The 15,165-nt window shown below is 37.7% G+C and carries 13 protein-coding genes; 7 read left to right on the top strand and 6 right to left on the bottom strand.

What is annotated here, in order from left to right; translation table 11 throughout:
* Positions 1-60 precede the first annotated feature (60 nt).
* Positions 61-1,476 (bottom strand): aldehyde dehydrogenase family protein, encoded by a 1,416-nt coding sequence (locus IW16_RS16785; protein ID WP_117590657.1) that lies wholly within the window; start codon positions 1,474-1,476, stop codon positions 61-63.
* 413 nt (positions 1,477-1,889) lie between these two features.
* Between IW16_RS16785 and IW16_RS16780 the strand changes: the two genes are divergently transcribed.
* Genes IW16_RS16780 through pyk form a run of 5 tightly spaced genes read left to right on the top strand, consistent with a single transcriptional unit; the run spans position 1,890 to position 6,068 of the window.
* Positions 1,890-2,129, top strand: a complete 240-nt coding sequence (locus IW16_RS16780; protein WP_002976354.1) for an acyl carrier protein — start codon at positions 1,890-1,892, stop codon at positions 2,127-2,129.
* Between the two features lie 34 nt (positions 2,130-2,163).
* Positions 2,164-3,408 (top strand): beta-ketoacyl-ACP synthase II, encoded by a 1,245-nt coding sequence (fabF, locus tag IW16_RS16775; protein WP_034746857.1) that lies wholly within the window; start codon positions 2,164-2,166, stop codon positions 3,406-3,408.
* A gap of 9 nt (positions 3,409-3,417) precedes the next feature.
* Complete coding sequence (gene rnc, locus IW16_RS16770; RefSeq protein WP_034746853.1) at positions 3,418-4,179, top strand: ribonuclease III; 762 nt, start codon at positions 3,418-3,420, stop codon at positions 4,177-4,179.
* Entirely contained in the window at positions 4,157-4,630 is a 474-nt protein-coding gene (locus IW16_RS16765) for an IPExxxVDY family protein (RefSeq protein ID WP_034746850.1), read from the top strand. Before rnc ends, IW16_RS16765 begins: the two co-directional genes overlap by 23 nt.
* Positions 4,623-6,068, top strand: a complete 1,446-nt coding sequence (pyk, locus tag IW16_RS16760) for a pyruvate kinase (protein WP_034746847.1) — start codon at positions 4,623-4,625, stop codon at positions 6,066-6,068. Before IW16_RS16765 ends, pyk begins: the two co-directional genes overlap by 8 nt.
* 166 nt (positions 6,069-6,234) lie before the next feature.
* On the opposite strand, the gene IW16_RS16755 is transcribed toward pyk, so the two are convergent.
* From IW16_RS16755 to hutI, 5 genes are all read right to left on the bottom strand, one after another.
* Complete coding sequence (locus tag IW16_RS16755; protein WP_034746845.1) at positions 6,235-7,527, bottom strand: aldehyde dehydrogenase family protein; 1,293 nt, start codon at positions 7,525-7,527, stop codon at positions 6,235-6,237.
* 137 nt (positions 7,528-7,664) lie between these two features.
* The gene (gene hutG / locus IW16_RS16750) at positions 7,665-8,588 is read right to left on the bottom strand and encodes a formimidoylglutamase (RefSeq protein WP_034746842.1); all 924 of its coding nucleotides are present in this window, start codon (positions 8,586-8,588) and stop codon (positions 7,665-7,667) included.
* Between the two features lie 137 nt (positions 8,589-8,725).
* Positions 8,726-10,738 carry a BCCT family transporter gene (locus IW16_RS16745; RefSeq protein ID WP_034746840.1) on the bottom strand — a complete coding sequence of 671 codons (2,013 nt, stop codon included), beginning with the start codon at positions 10,736-10,738 and terminating at the stop codon, positions 8,726-8,728.
* Positions 10,739-10,986: 248 nt separating this feature from the next.
* Complete coding sequence (locus tag IW16_RS16740; RefSeq protein ID WP_034746837.1) at positions 10,987-12,084, bottom strand: DUF695 domain-containing protein; 1,098 nt, start codon at positions 12,082-12,084, stop codon at positions 10,987-10,989.
* Between the two features lie 2 nt (positions 12,085-12,086).
* Positions 12,087-13,313 (bottom strand): imidazolonepropionase, encoded by a 1,227-nt coding sequence (gene hutI, locus IW16_RS16735; protein ID WP_034746834.1) that lies wholly within the window; start codon positions 13,311-13,313, stop codon positions 12,087-12,089.
* A gap of 200 nt (positions 13,314-13,513) precedes the next feature.
* Here hutI and ruvB point away from each other — a divergent pair, with 200 nt between their 5' ends.
* Positions 13,514-14,536, top strand: coding sequence for a Holliday junction branch migration DNA helicase RuvB (ruvB, locus tag IW16_RS16730; RefSeq protein ID WP_034746830.1), 1,023 nt, complete (start codon positions 13,514-13,516; stop codon positions 14,534-14,536).
* Between the two features lie 6 nt (positions 14,537-14,542).
* Positions 14,543-15,154, top strand: a complete 612-nt coding sequence (locus IW16_RS16725) for an FMN-binding negative transcriptional regulator (RefSeq protein ID WP_034746827.1) — start codon at positions 14,543-14,545, stop codon at positions 15,152-15,154.
* Positions 15,155-15,165 lie beyond the last annotated feature (11 nt).

Raw genomic sequence — 15,165 nt, 5'->3', positions numbered from 1 at the left:
TAAAGTCAAGTCAAAAAAACGCTGACTTGACTGTTCAATATAAGATTTTTTAATGTTTGTTTACACTAAAATTGATTTAGGTTCCACGTATTCTTCCAAACCGAACACGCCAAATTCCCTTCCAATCCCCGACTGTTTAAATCCACCGAATGGCGCTAACGGATCATGTTTAAAACCATTAACACAAACTCTTCCTGCTTCAATTTGAGAGGCTACCTTCAGGGCACGTCTCTCGTCAGAAGAAGTCACATAGGCAGCCAATCCATAAGGAGTATCATTGGCAATAGAAATTGCTTCTTCTTCATTTTGATAAGAAATGATGGAAAGTACGGGACCAAATATTTCTTCCTGCGCAATACGCATATTGTTTCGGACATTGGTAAATATGGTCGCTTTCACAAAATTTCCATTTTCAAGACCTTCCGGTTTTCCAGGACCGCCAGCCAATAAATCAGCTCCTTCTTCCAAACCTAAGTGAATATAGTTTTGCACCCGTTCATATTGTTTTTCAGAAACCATTGGACCTACATGGGTATTTACATTAGCAGGATTTCCAACTATCACGTCAAGCGCCGTTTCTTTTGCCAGCCTGTTCACCTCTTCCAGTCTTGACGCAGGAACCAATAAACGGGTGGGTGCAATACAGGCTTGTCCACTATTCATATACGCTCCAAAAACAGCCTGAGGAATTGCCTTTTTAAAGTCTGCATCATCCAGAATAATATTGGGTGATTTTCCACCAAGTTCCAGAGTTACCCTTTTCATACTGTCTACTGCTCCTTTAGCAATCATTTTTCCGGTTTGGGTAGAACCTGTAAAAGATATTTTGGCAATATCAGGGTGATTTACCATTTCATTCCCCACTACACTTCCCAATCCATTCACTACATTGAAAATTCCCTTCGGCAAACCAGCTTCGTGAAAACATTCTATCAAAAGCTGAGTCTGAAGCGCACTCATTTCACTGGGTTTTACAACAACTGTACAGCCTGCTGCAACCGCTGTTGCAAATTTACTGCATATAAAACCGTTGCTGGAATTCCAGGGAGTGATAATACCCACCACCCCGACGGGCATCATCTGAACAAGGGTATTTCCAGCTTTTCTCTCAAATTCAAAATCGTGCAGTGTTTCGATCATATGATCAAAAGCACCTATCATATTCTGAACACCTGCAGTACAGAACTGCCGCGTTCCTCCATATTCAAGAATCATCGTTTCAATAAGCTCACTCTCTCTTTTTTCTACGGCTTTTTTTAATTTTTTTAAAATCTCAATCCGCACTTCTATCCCTGTTTTAGAAAAAGTTTTAAAAGCTTCCTTCGCTGCTGCAATTGCTTTTTTAGTGTCATTATCATCTCCTAAAACCACTTCTCCAATTTTTTCATGATTGGACGGATTGATAAGATCAAATACTTCTGTTCCGTTCATTGCGGTAAATTCACCGTTGATATAGGCCCGGTCTATTCGTTTCATATTGTTTGGTTTAATTTATAGAGACAAAGTTCTTACAATATCAAACCAATCGTTTTGTTAAACAGCTCAATTCTGCTTTGTTAATTAGCTCAACTTCTATGAACAAAAATTTCAAAATACTTTTTTTTCCCTGCCCGTTATCACCAATTAAAATGGTCTTTATTCCTGTCAGGTTCATCTTTTCTGAATCAAAAAACCTACAATTCATCATGTTTCATCAAGCTTTTTCACCTCTTCCTGATCTTAAATTTACTTATGATTTGCATAGTAAACATAAATACCTGAAAACTAAAACACTAAAACTTTCCACTATAAAATAAGTATAGTCTACCCACAAAAAAGACTAAAAAAATGTTTTATCGTGAAGAATTTTATATATTTGCACCATCTAACAATTAAAAAAATAATTTACTATGTCAGACATTGCATCAAGAGTAAAAGCTATCATCGCTGATAAGCTTGACGTTGAAGAAACAGAAGTAACTCCTGAAGCTAGCTTCACAAACGATTTAGGAGCTGACTCATTGGATACAGTTGAGTTAATCATGGAATTTGAAAAAGAATTCAATATTCAAATCCCTGATGATCAGGCTGAAAAAATTACTACTGTAGGGCACGCTATCGCTTACATCGAAGAAGTAGTAAATAAATAATATTCTTCAACAAAAAAGAAAATTTTAAAAGTTTATGGAATTAAAAAGAGTAGTTGTAACCGGTTTTGGCGCAATAACACCGATTGGAAATAATGCAAAAGAATACTGGGAAAATCTTCTTAAAGGTGAGAGCGGTGCTGCTCCGATTACTCTTTTTGATGCCAAAAACTTTAAAACTAAGTTCGCTTGCGAAGTAAAAGGCTTCGATCCATTGCAACATTTCGATAAGAAAGAGGCAAAGAAAATGGACCGAAATACTCAACTTGGGCTTGTAGCCGCAAGAGAAGCGGTAGCACACTCCAGAATTATGGAAGACAATGTAGATAAAAACAGAGTCGGCGTAATTTGGGGTTCAGGAATCGGAGGTTTAGAAACTTTCGAAACTGAAGTTTTAGGATGGGCGAATACGGAAATTCCAAGATTCAACCCTTTCTTTATTCCTAAAATGATTGCGGATATTACTCCTGGACATATTTCAATTGAGTATGGCTTTCACGGGCCGAATTATACTACGGTATCAGCCTGTGCATCTTCAGCCAATGCTTTAATTGATTCCATGATGATTATCCAGCTTGGAAAAGCTGATGTGATTGTATGCGGAGGCTCTGAGGCCGCCGTTACAGCAAGTGGTGTCGGTGGATTTAATGCGATGATGGCACTTTCTACAAGAAATGATGATCCTACTACAGCTTCAAGACCTTTTGACAAAGACAGAGATGGTTTTGTACTGGGCGAAGGTGCAGGTTCTATTATCCTTGAAGAATATGAGCACGCGGTAAAACGTGGTGCTACCATTTATGCAGAATTACTGGGAGGCGGTATGAGTGCAGATGCACATCATATGACGGCCCCTCATCCTGAAGGCTTAGGAGCTTATCTGGTAATGAAAAATTGTTTGGAAGACGCAGGCTTAACTGCTGATGAAGTAGACCATATCAACATGCATGGTACCTCTACTCCATTAGGAGACATTGCAGAATCCAACGCAATTTCGAGATTATTTGGCGAGCACGCTTTTGATATTCAGATTAATTCTACAAAATCAATGACAGGCCACCTTTTGGGTGCTGCTGGAGTTATTGAAGCTATCGCTGCATTAGGAACAATTATTCATGGTATCGTTCCGCCTACCATCAACCATTTTACTGATGATGAAAATATTGACAGAAGATTGAATTTCACATTCAAAGACGCTGTTAAGAAAGATGTAAAAGTAGCCATGAGCAATACTTTTGGATTTGGCGGGCATAACGCTTGCGTTCTATTTAAGAAAATCTAAATTCAATGAATGGAGTTACAGAAATACTTTTCTAAATTCCTTCTCAGACAAAGAAAAAGAAAATTAACGGAAAGAGACTACTTTCTCAGTACCGAGCTGAAAAAAATGCTGGGTGCAGAGGTTCAGAATGTTGCTCTTTACCGCGAAGCTTTTTCTTTAAAAAGTTCTTCTAAAAATCAAGACAGCAATTACGAACGACTTGAATTTTTGGGGGATTCTGTTTTGGGTACAATTATTTCCTGTCATCTGTTCCAGACCTATCCTCAGGCTAATGAGGGTTATCTGACTCAGATGAAATCTAAAATTGTTAATAGGAAGAATCTTAATAAATTAGGTGAAGACCTAAAGCTCATCGATCTTTTGCAGAAGCAGGGATCTGCAGCATTGGGCGAGAATATTTCCGGAAATTTATTTGAAGCACTCATCGGTGCCGTCTATCTCGACTTCCATTATGACGCCTGCAAAAGGATCATTCTGGAAAGATTGCTGACGCCCACTGAAATTAATAAGCTTGAAAATAAAATTGTAAGTTATAAAGGTCTTCTGCTCGAATGGAGTCAGAAGAAAAAAGTAAATATAAAATACGAAACCTGCGAAGAGGTCCAGGCCAATAAAGCGGTTGTATTCAGATGCCACGTCTGGTTGGGAGATGAAAAAATCGCCAACGCAACGGAAACTTCCAAGAAGAAAGCAGAAGAAAAAGCAGCGCAGAGAGCATTTTATATTTTAAACAAAAAAGAAAACATACTTGGAAATCCAAAAACTTTATGATCTGGATGATACAGAATTTGAAGATATTGCCATAGGATTGGTAAGATTAGCAAAAGATGTACCTGCTCATGAGTTTTTCTACAAAACAAATCAACTTAACGGCCTTACCTTTTCCAGAAAGAAAGATGTGATTATTCACGGGGCTTATTACGACTATCATTTTCCGAGATTTGAAGCTTATCATAAGTTTACAAAGACATGTTTTACATTCATATCAAACCGGTCTTCGGAAAGTAAGCAAAAAAAACTGCAGACTGAGCTCTTCACAGAAGAAGAAAATATTAAATTTTTATTAAATAATCAGGTAGATGTAGAATATATTCTGCATACTTCGGAACAAATTCCTGATTTTTCCGTAATTTTGCTCCCGGAAAATCTTGTGTTTCCGATACAAGATTATACACTGAGTTCTGAAGAGGAACTTTATCAAATTATCCAGTATTATGAATAAGTATTTAAAGAAGACAAAAATTATTGCAACACTAGGACCTGCTTCGTCATCGAAGGAGGTAATGTTAGGACTGATGAAAGCGGGTGTTGATATTTTCAGAATAAATTTTTCACATGCAGACTATGACTTAGTTCGAAATAATATTGAAATTATCAGAGAGCTTAATAAGGAATATGGCTACTCTATAGGAATCTTAGGAGACCTTCAGGGGCCAAAACTGAGAGTAGGCGTTGTTAAAGAAGGTTCATACCTTAACCCTGGAGACATCCTTACATTTACCAATGAGAAAATAGAAGGTGATTCCACTAAGGTTTACATGACTTACCAGCAGTTTCCTCAGGACGTAAAAGTTGGGGAGAAAATCCTTATTGATGACGGAAAGCTAATGTTGGAGGTTATTGAAACTAACCAAATAGATACCGTAAAAGCAAAGACCATTCAGGGAGGGCCTCTTAGTTCTAAAAAAGGAGTTAATCTGCCTAACACGAATGTTTCACTTCCTGCTTTAACGGAAAAGGATATTCAGGATGCTAATTTCATGCTTGACATGGAGGTTGACTGGATCGCTCTTTCTTTCGTTCGTCACGCTCAGGATATCATTGACCTGAAAAAACTGATCGAGAGCCATCCCAACGGAAAGTTCAAAACTCCGATCATTGCTAAGATTGAAAAGCCGGAAGGCGTTAAAAATATTGACGAAATTCTATTGGAATGTGACGGACTGATGGTTGCCCGTGGTGACCTTGGTGTGGAAGTTCCTATGGAAGAAGTTCCTGCTATCCAGAAAAACCTGGTAGAAAAAGCAAGATTCTATTCAAAGCCGGTTATTATCGCTACGCAGATGATGGAAACAATGATCAACAGCCTTACGCCTACAAGAGCGGAAGTAAATGACGTTGCCAACTCTGTATTGGACGGTGCGGATGCAGTGATGCTTTCAGGAGAAACTTCTGTAGGTAGATATCCGATTCAGGTTGTTGAAAACATGACCAAAATTGTAAAGAATATTGAGACGACTCATTTTTACCAACATAAAAATGAACCTATCGAAAAAGATTACAACTGCATCGATGAGAGATTTATCACCAACAGAGTTTGTCTTGCAGCCGTAAGAATTGCTAAAACAACCAATGTTTCTGCAATTGTAACCCTTACCCACTCAGGATATACAGCATTCCAGCTTGCCGCTCACAGACCAAATTCTCAGATCATCGTTTACAGTGGAAACCGAAGAGTGATCACCATGCTGAACCTTCTTTGGGGAGTTCATGCTTACTATTACGACATGAAAAAGTCTACTGATGAGACCATCATTCAGGTAAATATGCTTACGCATAACCATGGTTATATAGAAAGCGGAGATTTTGTCATCAACATCAATGCTACTCCATCTTACGAAGGTGGAAAAACGAATACCCTGAGACTGACAACAGTATAAGCAATAAGCAATAAGCAATAAGCAATAAGCAAAATTACTTTTTGACAAGCATACAAAAATCCCGGAAATAGATATTTCCGGGATTTTTTATATTGAATGACTGTAAATGTTACATTAATGCATTAATACTTTTTACATTGTACTTTTTACATTGTACTTCTTACAACTAGTTGCCTACGATCGTTCTTGCTGTTACAAACTCCTTTAAAGCCAATAACGACAGCTCTGTTCCATATCCTGAACCCTTGCTTCCACCGAATGGAAAACGGGGATCAGAACTCGTCATTCTGTTGATATTAACCGTTCCTGATTCCAGGTTTTCGATAAAAAATAACTGACGGTCTGCTTTTTTCGTCCAAACGGAATTGGAAAGTCCAAAAGGAATATCATTAGCCATTTGTAAAGCTTCTTCATCACTTTTAGCAATCATCACCATTCCCAGTGGTCCAAAAAGCTCTTCTTTTAAAATAGGATTTCCTTCCTGAACGCGGATTAAACCAGGTTTAAATTCATTTTCAGAAATTCTTTCCAAAGGAATAATAATTTCAGCACCATTTTCCAATGCCCGATTGAATTGAGCTTCCAGCTCATCAGCCAGATCCGGTCTTGCCATTCCCGCTAACTTAGTTTCCTTATTTAAAGGATCTCCAACTTCATAGGTTTTATATTCTTCAATGAATTTCGGTAAAAATTCATCTTCAATTTTTTCATCAATAATAAATCTTTTAGCAGCAGTACATGTTTGTCCGCAATTTTGCAGTCTCGATTTCGCTCCTGCTTTTGCTGCTTCATCCAAATCTGCATCATCGAAAATAATGAAAGCATCACTTCCACCCAATTCCAATAAAGATTTTTTGATATTTAAACCAGCAATTGAAGCTACTTCTCCACCTGCTTTTCCGCTACCTGTAAGGCTCACTCCTTTTACAGCATCGTGCTCAAGAATCTCTTTTACCGCTTGATGTCCTACTTCCAGATTCTGGAAAACACCTTCCGGAAATCCTGCCTCGATGAAGATTTCTTCAATAGCATTTCCGCTTCCGAAACAGATCGAAGCATGTTTTAGAACTACAGTATTACCGGATAAAATAGCGGGTGTCGCAAACCTCAGCACCTGCCAAAAAGGAAAATTCCATGGCATTACGCCTAATATTACCCCTTTCGGAACATAATGAACTTCAGAATAAGTAAATTCAGATTCAACTTTCTCAGGTTTTAAAATATTTTCAGCATCTGCATAATAATTCATCATTAATGCACATTTTTCGACCTCAGCAATCGACTCTGAAATAGGTTTATTCATTTCTGTCGTGATGATCCTGCCGAATTTTTCCGAATTATTTTTTAAAATTTCTGCCGCTTTTGCAATCAGCTTTTGCTTTTCTTCAAACGGTACTTTTCTCCATTCTGAAAATGTCTTATCTGCTTTAATAAGCTTATTTTCAATTAACTGTTCCATAATCTAATTTCTGTTTTAAATTCAAAAATGAATTTATTAATGCCTTTATTATAAAAGCATCGTGAAAGTAACAAATTTTGTTCCTTAAAGGGTAAATAAAGGAATGATTTTCTCTATCGAAATAATATAATTTTATCCTAGATCATAAACCATTCATTCACAAGACACGCAGCCAATCTTGCGGTTCTGTCTTCAATATCAAGCGAAGGATTAACTTCAGCTGCATCCAGCGCTATCAGTTTTTTACTTTTTAAAATATGCCTGTAAAAGTGCATAAAAGGTGTATCTGCAAAGATACCATTATATGCGGAAGCTGAAACTCCGGGAGCAATTGATGCGTTGAACACATCCATACAGATGGTAAGATAGATAAAATCCACACTTTCTGTAAGTTCATCAATACGCTGATAAATAGAAGGAAGGTTTTCAAAAAAGAGTTCGTCTGCAAGGATGTACTTCATTCCGTACTGATGGGCTGTATCAAACAGTTTCAATGTATTTGAATTTCTCTGTATTCCGATGTGCAGTGAATTGATCTGCCCTTCCTGTGCAATCTGCCAGAATCCTGTACCTGAACTTGCCCCCACTCCCTCTTCCGGCTGTCTGTTGTCAAAATGAGCGTCAATATTGATAATTCCGATTTTTTGTTCCGGAAACGCTGTTTTCACTCCTAAATAATGAGCGTAAGTTACTTCATGACCTCCACCAAAAACAAGTGACTTTCCTCCCTTCAGCAATACTTTGGATACGTTTTTCGCAAGTGTGTTTTGGGTGCTTTCCAGATCACCGTCTTCACAGGTTACATTTCCAAAATCTAAAAGGGAAAAATCAGGACGTATTACGGGAAAATTAGACATATTTTTACGGATCACATCAGGAGCATCTTTTGCTCCCTGACGGCCCTTATTTCTTCTTACTCCTTCATCTACGGCAAAACCATGCAGAACGAAATCATCCGCTGCGATATTGTCATAATTACGTTCTTCTCTGACTCTCTGAAATATTCTGTGGAAAAGAAGTTCTTCTCCATCCAATCTGCCTTGCCAAGTATCCTGAAACATAGATTTTAAGTTAAATTTTATTACAGCATTTTATATGGTAAATCTAAATAATATTGTTTAGATATTAAAACGCTCGTATGTACAATTTCAAAAACGTTCTATGACATGCGTCATTCATGTCATATACTGCCTTTAAATCATTCTTTTTTCTGATTGGCATTACTGCTGATAAACATTTCATTGCGCTCTTCTGACACAATTTCCAGGAATCGCTCATAATGCTTGAGCACGTCTGAAATCAGTTCATTCTTTGTAAAGTACTGCACATCGTACCCTTCCCTTCCATCTCCAAAATAAGATCGTGGATAATGGGTTTTCTTGTCATCCAAATCCGGAAGATTTTCTTCATTGATCATGTATTCAGAAACAGTTTTTATTTTATTTTCAACTCCATAAATAAAATTATTGACCACTCCCTGATGAATCTCTATTTCTGTTCTGACAGGATTTTCATAATGATTTATTTTTGCTTCAATCCCATTGGACGCAAACTCCTGCTGCAAATCGGTAAAGGCTTCTTTTGTTTTTATCTGAATAAAATGATCTACTGAAGAATTATCTTTAAAGGAGACAATATTTTTTAAACGTTCTTTCCAAAATTCTCCGGACCATGGAACGGTTGAAGCAGAAAAGTTAGTGTCGTAATATTTTTGATCGATCATAAGTCCCTTCATCAGGCTGACTATAAATAAAAGTACAATGATTGAAAAGGGTAATGCCGTAATTAAAGTCATGCTTTGAAGCGCCTTTAATCCTCCAGCGTTTAATAGTAAAAGAGAAAGTACAGCGAGCAAAATCCCCCAGAACACAATCTGCCATTTGGGAGATTTACTGGAATTTTTAGTTGCGATACTATTCATCACAAATATTCCCGAATCGGCTGACGTGACAAAGAAAATAATAATGATGGCGATAACAAAAAAGCCGGTCAGGGTTGACAAAGGCATATATTCTAAAAACCGGAACATCAATGCATCGGGATCAGAGGCCATCTGACTTAATTTTCCATTGGCCACATTGAGATCGAACCATATGGCACTGTTCCCGAATACCGACATCCAGATAAAATTGAATAATGTAGGAAGTACCAAAACTGCAAGAATAAATTCCCTGATCGTGCGTCCTTTGGAAATTCTTGCGATAAATAATCCTACATAAGGCGACCATGAAATCCACCAGGCCCAGTATAAAATAGTCCAGTCATAAAACCATGGTAATGCATTTTTTTCGTAAACATGGGTATTGAAAGTAAGATTGAAAAAATTATTGATATAGTTTCCCAATCCATCCGTAAAGCTTCCTATCAAATAGACCGTCGGGCCTAATATCAGTACAAAAAGTAAGAGTACGATAACACTCATTACATTGATATTGCTTAAAATCTTTACCCCTTTATCCACTCCGCTGATCGCAGAAAAAACGGAAAGCGAGATAAGACTGATAACAATAATCACCTGGTTGGTAAAACTGTTTTCCGCGGTGATGTGAAGAATATTTAATCCTGAACTGATCTGTACCACTCCAAATCCTAAAGTAGTGGTAAGCCCGAAGAAAGTACAGCATAACGCAAATACATCAATTGCATTTCCCCATTTGCCGTTAATCTTATCTTTCAGCAATGGATAAAAGCAGCTTCTTAATGAAAGCGGAAGTCTGTATCGGTACGCAAAGTAAGAAAGGGAAAGCCCTACCACTCCATAAATAGCCCAGGCATGAATTCCCCAGTGAAAAAAGGTATATAACTGGGCCTGCTTTGCTCTGCTCACGTAATGATTATCTGCAAAAACTTCGGAAGAATAATGCTGCATAGGTTCTGCCACACTGAAATAAATCAGGCCGATTCCCATTCCTGCTGCAAACAGCATTGAAATCCAGGAAAAAAAAGAGTATTCGGGTTTGCTGTCGTTAGCACCCAGCTTTATGTTCGCATATTTACTGAACAACAGGTACACTAAAAAGATCACAAATAAAGTGACCGCCCAGACATACACCCAATTCAGATTAATAAATATAAACTGTTTAATCTCATTTAAAATATTTTCTGTAGGCTTGGGATACAGAGCAGACAGAAAACATGTTCCGATAATAAAAATGAGACTTGGGACAGTAACACCTTTATTGAAAGTAGACTTTAGATTTTTAAATTTCATCACCTTTATTTTTTCGTATTTTAATATTGACAGACACCTGGCATAGCCCTGGCAGAAGTACTCAAAGAATAATATGACTGTTTTATTTTCCTTATCAAGGAGTGTACTTAAGAACTATAGAAAGTTACTGTTTTCTTCAAAGATTCAACAGTAACGGGGGCACAATATAAGGAAACTTATATAAAAAAATAAAAATCAGGGTTGTTTTACCGTCTCATTCGTCTTCCCTGACTTACTAAAAATCTGCTTTAATTTACGTTATAGTGTTCAAAACTTTGCCAGTATTTGTCTTTATAAATTTCCAGTGAAATTTTATATTGAGGGTTGTCTTTGATGATCTGATCAAAAACTTTTGAGGGCTGTCTGAAATCTTTGCTGGCAAAATAAATACTTTTACAGCTGTCTGCCGTTTCTCTCCCTATATACAGATGACCATTTTCAGGAGTCAGAATTTCTGCTGCATAATCTTCAATAATGTTCATGGTATTGTAATCCTTTTCTTCCGGAAAACCATTATTATTGCTTCCGTCATAGGATATTTTAAGGACTGAGATCCATGGATATGACGCTTTTGCATCGTACTTTAACAAAGAAGCATTCACTGTCGCCATGAGGGGCATTCCATTTTCTAAAGTTGCCTCAAGAAGAGAAAACTGATCTTCATTTTCCAAAGTCTGCAGGTCTTTATACTTTTCGGTAAATTCTCTTTCTCTCCAAAGAAGAAATTCCTTTAACTTTTCTATAGGAACCAGTTCTTTCTCCGCTTCATTTTTACCGATAATGCTAAAGGTATCGATTTGGGTGGCAAAATTCAACTCACCTAAGAAATTATCCAGAAAAATACAAATTCCGGTTGTAGCTGAACCTTTGTTTTCTTCGGTTAAATTTTCATATACAAAAGCCAGATCAATCTCATCGGGATAGCCTTCTATTTCATTGGAATAGAAGTAAATATTGTCTTTTGTAAACTCGCATTCATTCATCCGAATGCCTACATTTTCAATATTTGTTTCGGGCTTCAGGGCGGTAAACTTCCAGTTTTCGATCTCTGGAGCTGCCGCAACAAGTTCCTCAGCAAAAATCATTTTTTTGACATCGCCTTCTACGGTAATGATAAGCTCTGCGGTATTTTCATTACACATTCCTGCCAGAAAATAATAACCGTCATTGATCTTAGAAAGTTCAGGAGCCATGATATCAAAAAACTGCTCTTCAATATGTTCTCTGTTTTTAACAACTTCAAAAAAAGTTTTTTCTTTTGTCAAAAACCAATCCCAGAACTCTTTATAAGTTCCTATCTGCTTTTCCGGATTCTTTTTACCCAGAATCTTATCAAAAATCCCCATACTTACTCTGCTTTATTTCCATCAATGTAAACACGGTCTGCTTTCAGGCTCCCCTGGTTGTAAAGGACATTCTGAAAATTATCGGTTTTAAAAGTCACAAAATCTGCTTTCTTACCATTTTCAAGTTTTCCTATGTCTTCAAGACCCAGTGCATAAGCTGCACGGAATGTCATTCCTGCCAATACCTCAGCGGTAGTTAATTTTTCAAACGTTGCTAAAATTGAAGCCTGAGTAATTAAATTGCCCATGGGCGCAGAACCAGGATTCCAATCGCTGGCAATAGCCACGATCGCCCCTGCATCCAGTAATTTTCTGGCAGGTGTAAACTTCTCACCCAATCCTAAACTGGCCCCCGGCAATGCTGTAGCGACTGTATCTGACTGTGCTAAAAACTCAATATCCTCATCAATCGTAGCCTCCAGATGGTCCGCTGATCTGGCTCCCACTTCGACTGCAATTCTTGAACTTCCCGGTGTAAACTGGTCTGCATGAACTGTAATATCAAAACCTAAGTCTTTAGTTTTAAGAAGAAAATCTTTACTTTCTTCCGGCTGAAACGCTGATTTTTCAATAAATATATCTACTCGGGCAGCAAGCTCTTCTTCTTTTACTTTAGGTAAGATTTCGGTAAGGATATAGTTTAGATATTCTACGTTACTTCCGTCAAAATCTCTTGGTTTCAGGTGTGCAGAAAGACAGGTAGGAACCAGCTTGGCTTTTGTCTGTCCCTGTGCTTTTTTTATTATTCTGAGCATTTTCAACTCATTTTCCACATCTAATCCATAACCACTTTTTATTTCAATGGTCGTGATTCCTAATGAGATCAGAAACTTTATTCTTTCCAGTAGCGTTCTCAATAATTCTTCTTCTGAAGCATTTCTTGTATGCTGTACAGAGCTCCAGATTCCTCCCCCACTTTCAGCAATTTCCAGATAGGTCTTCCCTGCGTTTCGCATTGCAAAATCATTAGCCCGGTTTCCTCCGAAACAGATATGGGTATGAGAATCTACCAATCCCGGAAGAACAATCTGCTCTCCATCAATGGTTTCAACCTCTATATTCTGATGGTCAGATTTCAATACCTCGAAGTTTCCGATTTTCTGAATTTTACCGTCATTTACTACAATTCCTCCGTCCGTAATAACTTGTAATTGTTCATCAGATAATTTTCCTCTCAGTGGAAGGTCTGCTAACGTTACTATCTGTTTAAAGGGTCCTATTAACTTCATTGATCTAAGATTAAGCTACCGCTTGTTTATAATTAATTTACTCTCAAAAATACTTAAAATAAATTAATCCTCTAAATCCAAGTTAGCCTTTACCTTCACCTCAGCCTCTATCTCAGGCTTTTTTCAATCCCTGAATTTTCTCAGTCTAAACCTTAACCTTAGTCTAAATTTGTTATCTTTGAGGTAAATGAAATGAATTAATGCCAGATTTTTTACATCCAGACAGGGAAAACTACTCACAGGAAGAGCTAATGCAGGAAGAGCAGATCCGTCCCCAGAGTTTTAAGGACTTTGCGGGGCAGAGAAAGACTTTGGAAAACCTTGAAGTTTTTGTAAGTGCTGCCAAAAAAAGGGGTGGAGCTCTTGATCATGTTCTTTTGCATGGTCCTCCAGGTCTGGGTAAGACAACTTTAGCCAATATCATTGCCAATGAGCTTGGTGTAGGCTGTAAAATTACCTCCGGTCCGGTTTTGGACAAACCGGGAAGTTTAGCAGGTTTACTTACCAATCTGGAGGAGAATGATGTTCTTTTTATTGATGAGATTCACCGTTTATCTCCTATTGTGGAGGAATACCTGTATTCCGCTATGGAGGATTATAAAATTGACATTATGCTGGAAACCGGCCCTAATGCAAGAAGTGTTCAAATCGGGCTGAATCCTTTTACGCTGGTAGGAGCCACAACAAGAAGTGGTATGCTGACGAAGCCCATGCTGGCAAGATTTGGGATTCAAAGCAGGCTTGAATACTACTCTGTAGAGCTTTTATCGATGATCATTCAGAGAAGTTCGCGGGTTTTAGGAATTAAGATTTATGAAGATGCAGCGATAGAAATCGCCAGAAGAAGCCGGGGAACACCCAGGATTGCGAATGCTTTGCTAAGAAGGGTACGTGATTTTGCTGAGATCAAAGGAAACGGAGAAATTGAGATCAATATTACAAAATATGCATTGAACTCTCTTAATGTGGATGAGTTTGGCCTGGATGAAATGGATAATAAAATCATGCGTGTGATGATTGAAAATTTTAAAGGAAAGCCTGTAGGAATTTCAGCGCTGGCTACCTCAATTGCTGAAAACCCTGAAACTCTGGAAGAGGTTTACGAACCTTTTTTGATCCAGGAAGGATTTATTATCAGAACACCAAGAGGAAGAGAAGTAACCGATAAAGCTTACCAGCATTTAAACATATCCAGACCGAAAAGTCCTGGAGAATTATTTTAATATTGTATGTTTATTCCAAAACTATACAGAAGCGAAGATTTTGACCTGATGAAAGAAATTATCAGAGAAAATGCTTTTGCCTTACTTATTTCTTCTGCTGAAAAAATAAGGGCAACTCATTCGATGATGATTCTTAATGAAGATGATCCTGAAAATATGTATGTGGAAACTCACATATCAAGAGCCAATCCTCAGGCCAAAACATTAAAGGACGGGGATGAAGTTCTCTGTGATTTTCTGGGGGCTCATGCCTATATTTCGAGCAGTTGGTATGATCACATGAATGTTTCGACATGGAATTATGAAGCCGTACAGATTCATGGAACAGTACAGCTCATGAATCCTGGAGAACTTTATCAGCATCTGGATAAGCTAACGTCCAAATATGAAAATTTCCAGAAATGTCCGGTGATGGTAAAAGATATGGGAAAGGAATTTGTGGAAAAAGAAATGAAAGGTGCTTTCGGGCTGAAAATAATTCCGACAGAAATATTCATCAAACAGAAACTCTCTCAGAACAGAAAGGAGCATGATTTTCAAAATATCATTTCAGAGCTTGAGAATTCGGATGAGAACGGCAGAAAGATTGCCGAAAAGATGAAATTAATAAGAAAATAATAATCAAAATA

The organism is Chryseobacterium vrystaatense, assembly GCF_000737765.1.
In the GTDB taxonomy this organism is placed as follows: domain Bacteria; phylum Bacteroidota; class Bacteroidia; order Flavobacteriales; family Weeksellaceae; genus Chryseobacterium; species Chryseobacterium vrystaatense.
This window is presented reverse-complemented; position numbering and strand designations above follow the sequence as displayed.